This is a genomic window from Polaromonas sp. (assembly GCF_012927455.1).
Classification (GTDB): Bacteria; Pseudomonadota; Gammaproteobacteria; order Burkholderiales; family Burkholderiaceae_C; genus Polaromonas.
Map to the genome: position 1 here is coordinate 228,938 of NZ_JABBPE010000002.1, position 14,786 is coordinate 243,723.

At 55.0% G+C, this 14,786-nt stretch carries 13 protein-coding genes, 1 tRNA gene and 1 other RNA gene; 5 read left to right on the plus strand and 10 right to left on the minus strand.

What is annotated here, in order from left to right:
* Positions 1-54: 54 nt before the first annotated feature.
* An RNA gene (ffs, locus tag HHJ18_RS01610) (signal recognition particle sRNA small type) lies at positions 55-151 on the plus strand.
* A 327-nt stretch (positions 152-478) separates the two neighbouring features.
* Here the strand turns inward: ffs and HHJ18_RS01615 are convergent.
* The 7 genes from HHJ18_RS01615 to HHJ18_RS01645 form a co-directional block, all read right to left on the minus strand.
* Positions 479-554: transfer RNA gene (locus HHJ18_RS01615), tRNA-Lys, on the minus strand.
* A 79-nt stretch (positions 555-633) separates the two neighbouring features.
* The gene (locus HHJ18_RS01620) at positions 634-1,476 is read right to left on the minus strand and encodes a tRNA threonylcarbamoyladenosine dehydratase (RefSeq protein ID WP_296910869.1); all 843 of its coding nucleotides are present in this window, start codon (positions 1,474-1,476) and stop codon (positions 634-636) included.
* Positions 1,477-1,498: 22 nt separating this feature from the next.
* Positions 1,499-2,614, minus strand: coding sequence for a YeeE/YedE family protein (locus tag HHJ18_RS01625; RefSeq protein WP_296910871.1), 1,116 nt, complete (start codon positions 2,612-2,614; stop codon positions 1,499-1,501).
* 38 nt (positions 2,615-2,652) lie between these two features.
* Entirely contained in the window at positions 2,653-3,408 is a 756-nt protein-coding gene (ybgF, locus tag HHJ18_RS01630; protein ID WP_296911884.1) for a tol-pal system protein YbgF, read from the minus strand.
* A 21-nt stretch (positions 3,409-3,429) separates the two neighbouring features.
* Complete coding sequence (gene pal / locus HHJ18_RS01635) at positions 3,430-3,966, minus strand: peptidoglycan-associated lipoprotein Pal (RefSeq protein WP_296910873.1); 537 nt, start codon at positions 3,964-3,966, stop codon at positions 3,430-3,432.
* 51 nt (positions 3,967-4,017) lie between these two features.
* Positions 4,018-5,367 (minus strand): Tol-Pal system beta propeller repeat protein TolB, encoded by a 1,350-nt coding sequence (gene tolB, locus HHJ18_RS01640; RefSeq protein WP_296910875.1) that lies wholly within the window; start codon positions 5,365-5,367, stop codon positions 4,018-4,020.
* Positions 5,318-6,091: a glycosyltransferase family 2 protein gene (locus tag HHJ18_RS01645; protein WP_296910877.1), complete on the minus strand. Its 774-nt coding sequence runs from the start codon at positions 6,089-6,091 to the stop codon at positions 5,318-5,320. Before HHJ18_RS01645 ends, tolB begins: the two co-directional genes overlap by 50 nt.
* Positions 6,092-6,163: 72 nt before the next feature.
* On the opposite strand from HHJ18_RS01645, the gene HHJ18_RS01650 reads away from it, so the two are divergent.
* From HHJ18_RS01650 to HHJ18_RS01665, 4 genes are all read left to right on the plus strand, one after another.
* On the plus strand, positions 6,164-7,261 hold the full coding sequence (locus HHJ18_RS01650) for a glycosyltransferase family 9 protein (RefSeq protein WP_296910879.1): 1,098 nt from the start codon (positions 6,164-6,166) through the stop codon (positions 7,259-7,261).
* A 54-nt stretch (positions 7,262-7,315) separates the two neighbouring features.
* Positions 7,316-8,602 carry an O-antigen ligase family protein gene (locus HHJ18_RS01655; protein ID WP_296910881.1) on the plus strand — a complete coding sequence of 429 codons (1,287 nt, stop codon included), beginning with the start codon at positions 7,316-7,318 and terminating at the stop codon, positions 8,600-8,602.
* Positions 8,599-10,368 carry a lipid A export permease/ATP-binding protein MsbA gene (gene msbA, locus HHJ18_RS01660; RefSeq protein WP_296910883.1) on the plus strand — a complete coding sequence of 590 codons (1,770 nt, stop codon included), beginning with the start codon at positions 8,599-8,601 and terminating at the stop codon, positions 10,366-10,368. Before HHJ18_RS01655 ends, msbA begins: the two co-directional genes overlap by 4 nt.
* Before the next feature lie 69 nt (positions 10,369-10,437).
* Positions 10,438-11,310 carry a glycosyltransferase gene (locus HHJ18_RS01665; RefSeq protein ID WP_296910885.1) on the plus strand — a complete coding sequence of 291 codons (873 nt, stop codon included), beginning with the start codon at positions 10,438-10,440 and terminating at the stop codon, positions 11,308-11,310.
* Positions 11,311-11,322: 12 nt separating this feature from the next.
* On the opposite strand, the gene HHJ18_RS01670 is transcribed toward HHJ18_RS01665, so the two are convergent.
* From HHJ18_RS01670 to rng, 3 genes are read right to left on the minus strand one after another with little or no spacing between them, the layout of a single operon-like run.
* Positions 11,323-12,558, minus strand: a complete 1,236-nt coding sequence (locus HHJ18_RS01670) for a glycosyltransferase family 4 protein (protein ID WP_296910887.1) — start codon at positions 12,556-12,558, stop codon at positions 11,323-11,325.
* Positions 12,513-13,262 carry a polysaccharide deacetylase family protein gene (locus HHJ18_RS01675; RefSeq protein WP_296910889.1) on the minus strand — a complete coding sequence of 250 codons (750 nt, stop codon included), beginning with the start codon at positions 13,260-13,262 and terminating at the stop codon, positions 12,513-12,515. The genes HHJ18_RS01670 and HHJ18_RS01675 overlap by 46 nt, the downstream gene beginning before the upstream one ends.
* Positions 13,259-14,758 (minus strand): ribonuclease G, encoded by a 1,500-nt coding sequence (rng, locus tag HHJ18_RS01680; RefSeq protein WP_296910891.1) that lies wholly within the window; start codon positions 14,756-14,758, stop codon positions 13,259-13,261. The genes HHJ18_RS01675 and rng overlap by 4 nt, the downstream gene beginning before the upstream one ends.
* Positions 14,759-14,786: the final 28 nt, after the last annotated feature.

The window sequence follows — 14,786 nt, forward strand, 5'->3', positions numbered from 1 at the left end:
CTTTAATCTGCCCGCCACGCGGAGACCATCGCCAACTCCCTTACAATAGAACGTGACGGGCCTTCCCGCATGGTAAAGCGGCCAACCGGGTCAGATGGGGAACCAAGCAGCCCTAACTGCGGAGCCAGTGCCGGGGTAAAGGCTCGTCACCTTTTTTCTGGAAACCCTTTATACATGCGGTTTTCAGGCGTAGAGCGGCTTCCCGGACTGCCTCTGTAGTACCTTCATCAATCGATCCGTCATGACTGAAAAGACCTGTCACCATCAGGGATGAATTTACTCGGGCTACTTGATCCGTCCGAGTGGTGATGCGCGACCTTCGCGAGTCCTTCGGGGCAATCGGCTAAAACATCGCTACGGGAATCAAAACCAAAAATCCATCGACGCCAAAACGTGCACCAGATATGCAACACAGGCAAATAAAAAAACCCCGCTATCATTTAAATAGCGGGGTTTCCAGTGCCAAATAAGGCTTATTTGGTGGGACCTGCGGGGGTCGAACCCACGACAAACGGATTAAAAGTCCGCTGCTCTACCAACTGAGCTAAGGTCCCAAGGATTTCTCCCGAATAGTGCTGCGTTGCCTGCAGCACAGCCTCAAATTATAGCGTCATTTTTAAAGGCTTTGAAAAACTACCCGGCAATTTTGCTGAGCACCCACCCAGTGGCGCAAACGCCAAAGGTGGACGTGACGGTAACTACAGATCCATAGCCGTGACAATTAAGGCTGCCATCGCTTTGGATCAGTGTGTCGCCTGGTGCTTCCTTACCCGTTTCCTGCTTACTTTGCTGCGCATCAGGTGCACTCACGGCAGCAGGCTGTAGCACGGCTTCGCGACTGAACACACAAGCCACGCCGATCTTGCCAATGCGGGCTACGCCATGCTCTTTGCGCAGGCGATAGCGCATCTGCGCTAGCAAGGGGTCGTGCGTGACGAGGGATAAATCCTCAATGTCAACACGGTGTGCCAGTCGCTTACCGCCCGCAGCGCCGACGCTGATCAAGGTAACTTTGTTCTTTACGGCCCAGGCCGCCATGGCAGTCTTGGCCCTCACCTGATCACAGGCGTCTATGACGGCGAGTTGCGTCCAGTCGAAAGTGCTGCCCAATTCAAGAACCTCGGGCCAGTTGGCGGCATCAACAAACTCTTCGATGCATCCCACCTTGCACTCTGGGTTGATGTGGGCAATGCGTGCGCGCATGGCCTGCACTTTGGCCTGCCCCAAAGTATCGTCCAGCGCATGAACCTGTCTGTTGATATTGGATTCGGCGATGTGGTCGAGATCGACCAGCGTCAATCTGGCCACACCGCTACGCGCGGCGGCCTCCGCCGCCCAGGAACCGACGCCACCCAGCCCCACCACCACAATATGCGCAGCACGTATGCGACTGGCACCGGCCGTACCGTACAACCGCGCCAGGCCGCCGAAGCGCCGATCAAGATCGGCAGGAATGGACGCTGCGACGGATGTCATGCTGCTGCGGGAATATCGAGCTTCAGAGCGAGCGCTCAAGCCGCCAGATCTGGAATTTAAGGCCGGTGACACCGCCCGCCAATATCGCTGCCAGCGCGACAAAGCTGGTGGCACTTAAGGTCGAAATGCCGGACAAGCCCTGCCCTATCGTGCAACCCATGGCGGCCACACCGCCGACCCCCATCAGGGTGGCGCCGACCAAGTGGTTGCCGGTGTCCTGTGCATCACGAAAGCCTTCCCATCGAAAATTGCGTGACAGTAAAGCGTACAGGGCTGAGCCTGCCACGACACCAAACACCGACACAATGCCCAATGTAAGAACTTTGCTTTTGTCGCTAAAAAACATGACCCAGTCCAGGGTGTAAGCCACGGGAGAAACAAAGCTCATGGCCTCAGCTCTGCCTGAATTGGTGGCGATAAATGCTTCTTGCAGGGTTTCTGGATGCTCGGCCGCATAACCCAGCTTGGCGCTGACCCACCACATGGCCACTACCACAGCACCAATACCCAGCCCGGCAAGCAGATTGTCGAAGCGGCGAAAATCCCTGCCGCACAGGGCCCAGACGATCAGGCTTGATCCAATCAATAAGGCCAAACCCAGTCCGGCAGCGGCGGGCGCCACGCCCATGACACCGCCCAACCAGTTTGGTAGCGCAGCATTGCTGGGGAAGTCGACGGCCACACGGTCTACCGTGGCCACGCGGACCACTGCGGTGATGCCTTTGAGCGTGGCAAAAGCAGCAATACCCATGACAGCAAAAACGACGAGCGATTTGAGGCTCCCGCCACCGATGCGCACCAGTGTCTTGCTGCCACAACCGGAAGACAGCACCATGCCAAAGCCGAATATGGCGCCGCCAACCAGAGCCGAGAGCCAGATGAAACGATTAGAAGCGTACAGAGTTTTGGCGGGATCAATCAGGCCGGCTGCCGCCATGCCGAAAAATCCAATCATGGCCACACCAATCGCCATACCCCACATGCGCATACGCGTCCAGTCCCCCATGTTCACAATATCGCTGACGGCACCCATGGTGCAAAAATGGGTGCGCTGTGAAATGGCACCAAAAATTACTGAGAGGATAAAGCCAGTCCAGAGAACCTGGGTGGTTAGCGAGTTGATTCCGGAAATTTCCATGCCCCAATTTTAGGTGGGAATGGAAATCCCGGATCGGGCTACTTTAGCTTTGCCAGCCGCTCTTTGGCCACAGAGGCCGCTTCCGACTGCGGATAGGTTTTCACGAGCTCATCCAGCGTCTTGCGCGCTGACTTGACGTCCTTGAGCTCCACTTGGCAATTGGCCATCGACAACAGCGCTTCAGGCGCCCGTGCGTGGCCGGGCTCTGCTGCCACCAGACTGCGGAAATTGGTCACTGCGTCGCGATAGTTTCGCAAGGCATACTGGGCGTTGCCAAGCCAGAACAGCGACGACGATTGATAGCCGCTTTGGGGATAACGCTTCATGAAGTTCACGAAGCTTGTCTGCGCAGCAGCGAAATCGCCCTTGCGCAGGGTGGCAAGTGCAGCCTCGAATTCCTGCTTTTCAGCGGGTTCGGCAACAAATTCCTTGCCATCCAGCGCAACTTTGCCGGGCTCAAACTTTCGCAGACGTTCGTCAACGCCTTGCGTCAGATCCTTCTGGGTACGCTGAATGTCGGCAACGCCTTTCGCAAGCTGTTCGTTTTGCCCACGCAGGTTAGCCATCTCGTTGCGCTGCGCCTCAATCTGGTTGGACAGGTCGAGCATGCTGCGGCGCAGCTGGGCATTGTCGTCGTTGGCCCTTCTCAGGTCATCGGCTATGCGCTGTTGCGACGCGTCGAGCTTTTGCCGCAAATCGAGCACAGCCCGGCGCGCCTCGTCGTCTTCAAACAGGGCGGCCTGTGCGCTAAATGCGAGCACGCAGGCCGCAACTGCCGCAGCAGTCTTGAACATATTCACGGTTCAGCTCCTGGCTTAACGGTAGTAAATTTCAGCCCGGCGATTTTTGGCCATCGACTCTTCATCCGAACCGGAGGCGGCGGGCTTTTCTTTCCCGAAACTCACGGCTTCCACTTGAGCATCTGCGACGCCCAGCAATCCTAGCGCACGGCGCACGGCTTCGGAGCGCTTTTGACCGAGTGCCAGGTTGTACTCACGCCCACCGCGTTCGTCCGTATGACCTTCGATTGCCATTTTGCGGGCCTTGTTGGAAGTCAGGTATTTCGCATGCGCCTCAATGACCCCCTGGAATTCGGGCTTGACCACGTAGCTGTCGAAATCAAAATAAACGACTTTGGCCGTGTTGACGGGTCCTGCTGCGGAATCGTCCGTGGCGCCAATCTGCACCGGTGCTACGCCGCGGGCACCAGCCCCTGCCGCAGGGTCCGTTTGTTTTGCCCCGGCTGTTCTGTCTTCCACCGGAACATCATCAAGCTTGACGCCAGAGCTGCAAGCCGCCAGTGTGGCAGCAAGGACAAGGGAGGAGACGATAGAGAAAAGGACGCGCTTCATTGATTACCTCAGTTAGAAAATTAAAAAAATTTGATGAATTCAAAAGTGGTTTTACCGCTGAAAGGGGCCCCAATCGGGTTCGCGGATGTCACCGCTGGCGCCAGACAATCTGGCCTTGATCTTGCCGTCCAGGGTAGTAGTCATGAGTGTTTCTTTGCCTTGCTGATTGGTGGCATAAACAATAAGGCGGCTATTGGGCGCGAAACTCGGGCTCTCATCGCCTGCGGTATCGGTAATCGGTGTAACTTTTCCGCCGGCAAGTTCCATAACGTGCAGCTTGAATGCGCCGCCTACCCTTGAAACATAGGCAAGCCATCGCCCATCGGGGCTGACTGCGGGGGAGATGTTGTAGCTCCCCGTAAACGTCACCCTTTCGGGGTTACCTCCCGTAGGACTCATGCGGTATATCTGCGGAGAACCGCCACGATCACTCACGAAATAGATGGTTTTTCCATCAGCCGAATAGGTCGGTTCGGTGTCGATGCTGGAGGACTGCGTCAGCCTCTTGGGGTCGCCGCCATTGAGGCCAATGGCATAAATTTGCGACCCACCGTCCCGGGTCAGTGTGGCGACCAGCTGTTTCCCGTCGGGCGACCAAGCAGGCGCACTGTTGGAGCCCCTAAAATTGGCAAGCAGCCGCCGTTTGCCCGTCGCAACATCGTGCGCATAGATGACAGGCTTGCGAGATTCGAAAGAGACATATGCCAGCTGGGAACCATTGGGCGACCATGAAGGCGAAATGATGGGTTCCGGGCTGGTAAGTGCCGATTGGGCACCTTCACCATCAGAGTCTGCTACCCAGAGGTTAAAGCGCGTGCCGACCTTTGTCACGTAGGCGATACGTGTGGAGAAAATGCCTTTTTCGCCGGTCAACTTCTCATACACAAAGTCAGAAATGCGGTGCGCCGACAACCGCAAATCCGCCTGAGTCACGGTGAAGCTTTGGCCACCCAAGTCCAGCCCGCGCACAATATCCCAAAGGCGAAGCCGCACATCAAAGCGCCCGTCGGCGAGAGGTGAAACGCTTCCGGTCACCATCGCGTCCGCCCCTTTTTGCCGCCAAGCGGCAATATCCGGGCGGGTGCTTTCATCTGCCACAACACCGGCAGTATCGACTGCGCGAAACATGCCGCTACGTTCAAGATCAGCCTTGACAATAGAGCCAATTTTTTGGGGCGACTGGGCTTCTCCGCGAAAGGTGGCAATGGCAATAGGCAACTGCGTCATGCCCACGCCCGAGACCTCTACGCGAAATTGTGCAATGGCATAGCCCGCAGAACTGGCGAACAATCCCACACCCGCCAAGCCCTTGAGAGTGGCGCGACGCTTCAGCGAAGTCTGAGAGAAAAAATTACTTGTCATGTTCACGGCCCAAACAATACAACTCAAAATATTTGCCAAATGCTGATTGGGCCTGCATGGTACACACTGCAAAGCCCATAGCGCCATCTAAAAAACCCAACTGCAACACATAGCTGCGTACAAAAGCAGTGAAGGCGGACAACGCAGCGCGCGCAATGGAGGTCTTTTGCCCACGCGCATGCCGTTGGCGAGCCCAGTCCTTGCTGTAGCGCTGGAGCTTGCGCCAATAGTGTTCAGGGGTCGGATAACTGTAGTGCAAAAGCGGATGATTCAAACGGACAACAGTGGTGTTGGCGCCAATGAGCTGTAATTTTTCGTGCACAAGATCGTCGCTAAAGCGCGCCTCGCCACGCTTAAACAACCTGAGCACGTAGTCAGGTGTCCAGCCGCAGTGCCGAATCCATACGCCGCAAAATTGGGTCAAGCGTGGTATCTCAAATGCGATGCTTCCGCTTGTTATTTTAGCCTTTTCTAGGGCATCAAAAATCTCCAGGGCCAATTCAGGCGTGACGCGCTCATCAGCATCAATCGACAGTATCCATTCACCGGTCGCAGCGTCAATGGCACGATTCTTCTGCACGCCAAAGCCTAGCCAATCCGTCGTCTGCAAAACCGCAACGTTAAGATCGCGAGCAATTTTGACGGTGTTGTCCGTGCTGCCATGTTCCAAGACAACGCACTCGTCTGCCCAAGACACTGACTTGACGCAAGCCTCGAGATTTGACGCTTCATTGCACACGATCAATACGGCTGAAATCTTCATGAAACAATATCCACTCCATAGTTCATTAACGCATTTAGAGCGCGGGGATATCTTAAGGTGACACAAAAAATCATGATCGCTTACGCAACCTGGTTAAAAAAACAAGCCTTGATTTCCGTCACACAGCCGTTGTCTTGCGGGGTGGAAAGCAACGAAGTTGACTACACAAATGAGGTAGGGTACAAGAAACTCGGATGGCGCCATTTTCGCCGCACATTGGTATTTGCGTTGTCCGGTCAGCATGAGCATCTGAGCCATCGCATAGAGCGGAACTGGAGAAAGGGCCTATGGCTTTACAAGGGCATTCCGCAAATAGGCGACTCGCTGATGGATCTGGCACCTCGCAGCCTATTGCATCAACAGGGATTTTGCATTGACCTCTTCACAGATAGTCACCTCGCAAGCTTATACCGTGGCGATCCCTGGTTCAATCGCGTGCATGACGATCCCCGGGCGATTACAAATCAGCATTACGATTTTGTCATTGTGCCGAGTCACAAGGGCAGATCATTAAAGACTAAGTCTCTTTTGCTGCCAAATCACCCGTGGGTTTCGATGCACGGGTTTTACACCGGCCCGGACTTTCACCGCGCAAAATTTGCGACTCAACGCATCATTGATCTTCTTGGGTATGAAGCAAGCGAGCAAGACTTTGCCCTACATCAGGACCAAAAGCTGGCGCCCCTTGCCGGGCCGCCAGCGGCGCGCAGCACGATCAAGAAAATCGCGTTCGCTTTTGGAGGAGTTCATACGTCACGCACTTTTCAGCGCTGGGGGCAACTAGCCAAAGCATTGCTAAATGAACGAACGGAGAAAATTGAATTCACCTTGTTAGGGTCAAGTAACGCGGTAGATGCGGCCCAAATGTTCATGAACGAGTTCGCGGAAGCCTTTCAAACATTCAATCAGGTCAACAAGACTAGCCTTGCAGAATGTCGAGAGCTGATCCATCAGCAGGATTTATTCATTGCAGCCGATGGAGGCCTGATGCATTTGGGTGCAACGACGGCAACCAGGCTGGTGTCACTTTTCAATTCGGAGATCAGTCCGCACTGGCGGCTTTCAGGTGCGCATCTTCGGTCCGCCCTGCAGTCAGCAACCCGCGATGTGAGCGATATTCCGGTTAACGCAATCGTGAAGGCTGCAAGGAATGCGCTGACTGACTGCTGAACCAGATCGCGGGGACGCTCGGTGTACGCCCATGGATTCACCGATAATGCGGGCTTGTTATCCAGCACCCTTGCAACTATTTTGCCAAAAAAGACAATCAATTTCCGGCTAGCTATTATCTGCATGGCGACGGCTTCTGTTGGGTTGTCGATGGCGATCATCAGCCTATCCAAACTCTTGTTGCTACTTTGCGGCTTGGCTATTTTGGTGTTCGCCCAACGCGATCCCACGGCAGGAAAATCCCTGAATCAAGCGTACACACCGGTTGCGGTGCTATTCACCCTACTCGCTTTTTCTGCCAGTCTTTTCTGGACAGTGGCACCGCTGGCCGACGCCTTGGGCTCTGTGGCCAAATACGGCAAGCTGCTCGCGATTGTTTTGATGATGGCCCTTATTCGTGATCGGCGCGAGGCCATGTATGCGCTGGGAACATTTGTTGCTGCACAGCTGTTTCTCGTAGCAAGCTCATGGATGCTCTTCGCTCATCTGCCCGTACCATGGGCCACATCCAACATGGCGCTGACAGAGTACGCTGTGTTCTCAAGCTACCTTGACCAGGGCATCATAAGCAGCGTGTTCGCTGCAATCTGTTGGCATTTTCGCAGCTTGGCCCCAGGGCGTTTTGGCCAGCACCTTGCGATTTTTTTGGCTTTCACTTCTTTGGGGAATGTGTTTTTTGTATTGAGCGGACGTAGCGGGCACATCGTTGCGATTGCATTGCTGTCCATTGCCATCATGTGGGAACTCCCGAAGCGATACCGCTCCGCCGTTATCCTGCTGCCTTTCCTGCTGGTTCTGATTTTGTTTTTCAGCTCGCCGAAGATACGCGAGCGATTGACACAGGTCAGGACTGAAGTTCAATCGTATTCAACCCAGGTACAGCCCACGACATCATCAGGCATCCGACTGGGTCTCTGGCGCAGATCGATCCAGAGCATTGCCCAGCATCCGTTTACAGGGTCAGGTGTCGGCAGTTGGAGCAGTGAATACAACCGGCTTCAACGCGAGAACAATCCGGCCCACAAAGATATTGACGGCAATTGGAACCCTCATCAGGAATACCTGCTTTGGGGCGTACAACTTGGCATTCCAGGCATCCTCATTCTTTGTAGTCTGATGCTCGCAGTGCTTCACGACACCCTGAGGATGGAAAAACCGTATGCGCGGGCCGCCCAATCCGCCCTGCTGGCCCTGGCCATAGCCTGCCTTTTCAATTCGAGCATCTACGACGCGTTGATTGGTGATTTTTTCTGCGTACTGATTGGCTTGCTGTTGGCTCTTGGCCTTCACAAGAACGCAAGGCCGACTATTGCAACGCCTCAACAAGAGTGCCCCACATGAAGCACCCGGCAAAAACAGCTGCCATTAGACCAGCAGCAAGGCAGACCCTGCTTCGCAGAATTTCCCGGGTTTGGCCGTATTTCAGCGGATCGCGGTCAGGCTGGGCGGTTGCGATAGGCGCGACGATCGTAGCCTCGGCAACCGAGCCCTTTCTTCCCGCACTGCTCAAGCCGCTACTGGACCGTGGCTTCCAAAGGGATTCATTTAACGTCTGGCTGGTTCCACTGGCCCTGATGCTGCTGTTTACCGTCCGGGGACTTTCCGGATTTTTGGCGCAGTTTGCACTAGCAAAGGTTACCAACGACGGTTTGTTGAGACTGCGCAAGGCTATGTTTGGCAAGCTGTTAAGTGCCCGGCTAACTTTATTTTCAGACCAAAGCTCCAGCGCCATCGCCAATACCGTGGTCTATGAAGTATTCAACGGCTCCTCACTGTTGATGAATGCCATCATCAAACTCGCGCGGGACGTGCTTACGCTCTTGGCGCTGATCGGCTATTTAGTCTATTTGAACTGGAAGCTGACGCTGATCGTCGCGCTATTGTTTCCTGCGGTAGCCTCGGTAATTCAGGTTCTATCCAAGCGCCTGTACCGCCTGACCAAGGAAAGCCAGACCGCCACAGACGATTTGGCCTATGTGGTGGAAGAAAACGTCTTGGCCCACCGGGATGTTCGACTGCATGGCGCTCAAGCCAGCCAAGCCAGTCGCTTCAACGTCCTGAGCGATTCCCTGCGCCTCCTCTCAATGAAATCCACCGCAGCCTATGCAGGCATGAGCGCGATCACTCAAGTGCTGGCGGCCATCGCGCTGTCGGCCGTGATTTCCATTGCTTTGTTGCAGAGTGCTGAAAACACCACAACCGTGGGTGGCTTTGTGGCCTTCGTCACCGCGATGCTGCTGCTGATTTCGCCCGTCAAGAGCCTGTCGGACGCGGCCACGCCGGTCATCCGGGGGCTGGCCGCACTTGAGCGCGGCCTTGACCTCATGGATCTGACCCCGGACGAAACCGGTGGCACTTTCATCAAAACCAGGGCGCGCGGTGATATTAAGTTTTCAAAGGTCAGCGTCGTCTACAAAACCGATGCCACGCCCGCGCTCCAGCAGTTCAACCTCTCTATCAAGGCAGGGGAAACACTCGCGTTGGTCGGGGCTTCGGGCTCCGGAAAAACAACCTTGGTGAATCTACTGCCCAGATTTACCGAAATGACTGCAGGCACTATTTACCTGGACGGTCAGGAGATTAGAACGTGGGACCTTGCATCGCTGCGCTCGCAGTTTGCATTTGTGAGCCAACATGTGGTGATGCTCAACAGCAGCATCGCCGAGAACGTAGCGTTGGGCCAGCCGATTGATCTTAACCGAGTAAAAGAATGTCTTACAGCCGCCAATCTGGCTACGTTACTCTCTGAACTACCCCATGGCCTGGACACCGTGCTGGGCCACAACGCCATGCAACTATCCGGCGGCCAGCGCCAGCGGCTTGCAATCGCACGTGCCCTGTACAAAGACGCGCCCATTCTTGTTTTGGATGAAGCCACATCGGCGCTAGATACCGAATCCGAGCTGGCCGTGCAGGAAGCAATCAAACGGCTCACCTTTAACCGTACGTCGCTGGTGATTGCACATCGTCTTTCCACCGTTCAGCATGCGGACCGCATCATCATGATGGAGTCCGGCGAAATAATTGAATCTGGTACGCACACGGAATTGCTGGATAAAAATGGTGCTTATGCACACCTTTACCGGCTTGGTTTTCAGTCTGCCTAGCTTTTGGTCATTCCGCCGCTGTTACGCGATTTCAGCTTTAAAAATTAACGCCTGAAGGTCTATATTCAGATGAGTGCATCAATCAGTGGCTTCACCTTCATACGCAACGGCGTAGACCTAGGTTTTCCATTCGAGGCGTCCATCCGCTCCCTGCTACCACTGGTCGATGAGATGGTTGTGGCGGTTGGGCAAGGCTCCGATGACACCTTGGATCGCGTACGGGCCATTGCAGACCCCAAAATAAGAATCATAGAAACTCTGTGGAATGAACGCATGGCTGATCGCGGCTTTGTCTATGCGCAGCAAAAAATGATCGCACAGTACTCATGCACAGGTGACTGGGCTTTTTATCTGGAGGGCGATGAAGTCGTGCATGAAACCGAACTGGCCGCCATACGTGCCAGTGTCGAAAGGCATCACGCCAATCCCGCCGTGGAAGCGCTGGTATTTGATTACCATCATTTTTACGGGTCACCTCAGTGGACCTCTATCAGCCCTGGCTGGTACCGCCGCGAATGCCGCTTGATCCGGAACACCATCCGCAGCTACGCGCCTGATGGCCAATACTGGCTGGTCACCAGCGAGCACAAACGAGGTCGCAATCCTCACGCAGCACTTGCCGGCGCGCATATCTACCACTACGGCTGGATACGCCGAAACGAAGAGATGCAAAAAAAACTCGATACCGTCAGCAAATACTGGGGAGAAGCGAAGGCCGCGCAAATCACGTATAGCCAGTTTGACCGGCGCGCCCTGGCACCGTTTACGGGCACGCATCCACAGGCCGTGCAGGCATGGCTGGCGACCGAGGCCGAGCAGATTCTAAATATAGATCCGAGCTACAAGCCAACGCCCAAAGAAAACAAATATCACTTCATGCGGCAGGTTGAAACGCTGACGGGGCTGGATTTCAGCCGGGAGCATTTTAAACTGGTGGCCTGAAGCCATAGGCGGCTAAAGCGCGCTAGCAGCATTCTTCGCCTCAACCACAGAAAAATATATGGCCTCCTGCTTCAAGGCAATTTCGCGCCATTGATAGTTTTCGGCAAAGTCTATCGCCCCCCGCACTAGCTGGTCCTGAAGAGCTTGGTGTCCTAACAGTTGCTCAAGAACATGGGTTAAATGACTGACATCTTTGGGATCATCCAGAATAAGCGCGTTGACACCGTGCGTCAGCAACCCTGATATGCCGCAATATTTGAGCCCACTGACAACCACCGGCAAGCCATGCGCCATGGCTTCCAGAACCACCATCGCAAAGGTGTCTTCCAAGGTCGGATGCACCAGGCAATTAGAGGCTTCGTATGCGAGGCCAACATCTTTAAGCGGTCCCAGGAAAAAGACACGTTCAGCCAGCCTTAAAGCTTCTGCTTGCGCGCGAAACTCCGAAATATGCGAGGAGTTTCCCACCACTGCCAGCATCACATCTGAAGGCAACTGAGCTAACGCCTGCAGCAGGATCTCAAGGCCTTTCTTGCGGTAATCGTTGGCAACAAATAGCAGACACGCGCCAGCTGTAGGCAAGCCCAATTGCTCCCTCGCCCGGCTTCTTCGCAGCTTTGTGACTGGCAATTCCGGCATCGTGATTCCCGGCGTGATGACCGAAACCATTTCCCTGCAGCCCGGATAGGTGCTTGCCATGATGGACCGCAAGCTCTCAGAAGTCACGACCACCTGCAGACCGTGGCTTGCGGCATATCGCAAGCGCTCCAGACCTAGATACACCAGCAGACGCGGACTGGTCACAACCTTGATCCACCGCGACATCAGGCGCCAGCCGGTGCGCGCACGAAACAGGTTGTATTTGACCGGCAAGACGTGAACCGTCTGGACGTCACCATGCCAGGTGTTTTCGTGGGAGTGCACCACGTCAAAACCACGTCGCGTGGCCCACCAGGTGGCCGTGGAAAACCACAGCTGGTTGATCCAGCGCGGCTTCCGAAACGGCGCAGAAACCTTGTGATAGGTGACCCCCGGCCAGGCGTGTTCAATCTCCTGCGAAAACACGTGCATATCGTGCCTGGCGGCCAACTGTTCAACCAACGCGATGGAATAGCGCTCTGCACCTCCACCTGTAGAAGAAAAGGTCCGATTGAAAACAGCGATGCGCAGTTTGCGCTGAACTGAGCTTGAGGCAGGCGGGCTCACCTTTTTCGGCGATCTTCGTAGCGGGTTGCGATTTTGAGCCAAAAAACCGGCAGTGTAGTCGAGCGCAACACGGGCACCCGCGGCAATTGCAGCATGTCTGTCTGTGCATGGCAGCGACCGCGCTGGGTCGTGGTCGCGGTCACAAAGCCCAATTCACCGGCCATTGCGACGTGCTTAGATTCATAGTTCCCATACGGGTAGCAAAAATGGTGGACTGGCTGACCCAGTAAGGACTCGAGCTCGGTTTTCCCCAGCGTCATTTCAACACGGCAACCAGCAGCATCCATGACTATCAGATCCACGTGCCGGCGGGTATGCGACCCAATTTCTTGCCCTGCCGACACCCATTGGCGAATCTCTGATTCGTTCATTAACTGCGTTTGTGCAATACCGATACCTTGATCCCACACATTGGTGAGACCTAAAAGCCCACTTACCGCGTAGCAAGTGGACGAAAAACCCTGCATGACAAGCGCCGGCAAGGCATGGGCGAGGTTGTTCCGATACCCGTCATCAAAGGTAATGCCGACAACTTTTCCGCTCCGTTCCCCACGCAAGTATGGCTGCAAACCACTCATAGACAAGCCGGTGTAGCCCAGCCGTTTTAGCCATGCCATCTGCCGCGCAAAAGCCCCCGGTGCCACATACAAGCTTCTAAAAGGGCTGCCCTTGGCGGGTGCTTCAGCGATCTGGTGGTACACCAGAATGGGGATGGGCCGCCGGTTGGCGGTGTTCCTCGTCGTCATAACAAAACAATATCGTACTGTTCCTGCGCCATAGCGGCTTCGGACTGCAGGGAAATAGGCTTGCCTATGAAGTCACTCAAACTCGCCAGGTGCAAACTTTCCTCATCCAGAAAAAGCTCGATAACTTTGGGCGAGGCCACGACGCGAAATTCACGAGGATTGAACTGACGAGCCTCGCGCAAAATCTCCCGCAAAATGTCATACGTCACGCTGCGCGCCGTCTTGACCACACCTTTTCCGCTGCAAGCACTGCAAGGTTCGCACAACTGGTGAGCCAACGACTCCCGGGTTCGCTTGCGCGTCATTTCCAGTAAACCAAGTGCCGAAAATCCGTTCACCGTAGTTTTAATGCGGTCCCGTGCCAGCTGCTTCTGGAACTCCACCAGCACCGCGTCTCGGTGGTTTTCCTTGATCATGTCGATAAAATCGATGATCACGATGCCGCCGAGATTGCGCAACCTAAGTTGCCGGGCAATCGCCTGAGCGGCTTCCACATTGGTTTTGAAAATAGTGTCGTCGAAATTCCGGGCACCGACAAATCCACCAGTATTCACGTCGATGGTGGTCAAGGCTTCTGTCTGATCGATGATCAGATACCCGCCCGATTTAAGGTCTACCCGTCGCCCTAGCGCCTTGGCAATTTCCTCATCAACGTTGTTGAGGTCAAAAATGGGTCGCTCACCGCTATAAAGCTGAAGTTTTTGCACGGTTGCGGGCATGAACTCCACCGCAAAGGCTTGCAGTTTTTTAAACTGATCGCGGGAATCGATGCGAATGGTTTGCGTGCCCTCCATCACCACGTCTCGCAACACGCGCTGCAACAGGCTCAGGTCCTGGTGCAGCACCGAAGCTGGCGGTAACCGCAGCGCAGCGTCCTTGATGCGTGACCAGGTTTTGCGCAGGTAGGCAATGTCTTCTGTCAGTTCGGCATCGGTGGCTTCTTCCCCGTTGGTACGAAGAATGAAGCCCCCCCCCAGCTCTCCTGCCAGTGCCTGCACGCGCTGGCGTAAATCTTCGCGCTGGCGTGGTGGAATTTTTTGCGATACGCCGACGTGATTGTCCTGAGGTAAAAAAACCAGCAGACGGCCAGCAATGCTAATTTGCGCCGTCAACCGCGCACCCTTGGTTCCAATCGAATCCTTCAGCACCTGCACCATCACGGCCTGCCCTTCAAACAGCTGCTTCTCAATGGGATGAAGCGATGCCGGGGTTGCCCGTGCAGATCCCACTGTGAGCGGTGCACCGGCGTCCGCATGCCGGTTGTTGATGCTGCTCATCAGGTCGGCGACGTGCAGAAAAGCGGCCCGATCCAGGCCAATGTCAATGAAGGCCGACTGCATACCCGGCAGCACCCGCGCCACTTTTCCCAGATAAACATTGCCAACCAGGCCGCGCTCCAGCGTGCGTTCGACATGCAATTCCTGCACGGCACCCTGTTCAATCACGGCAACCCGGGTTTCCTGGGGAGACCAATTTATCAGGATATCTTGTTGCATTAATTTTTCTATGATTTGGCAGCGGTGT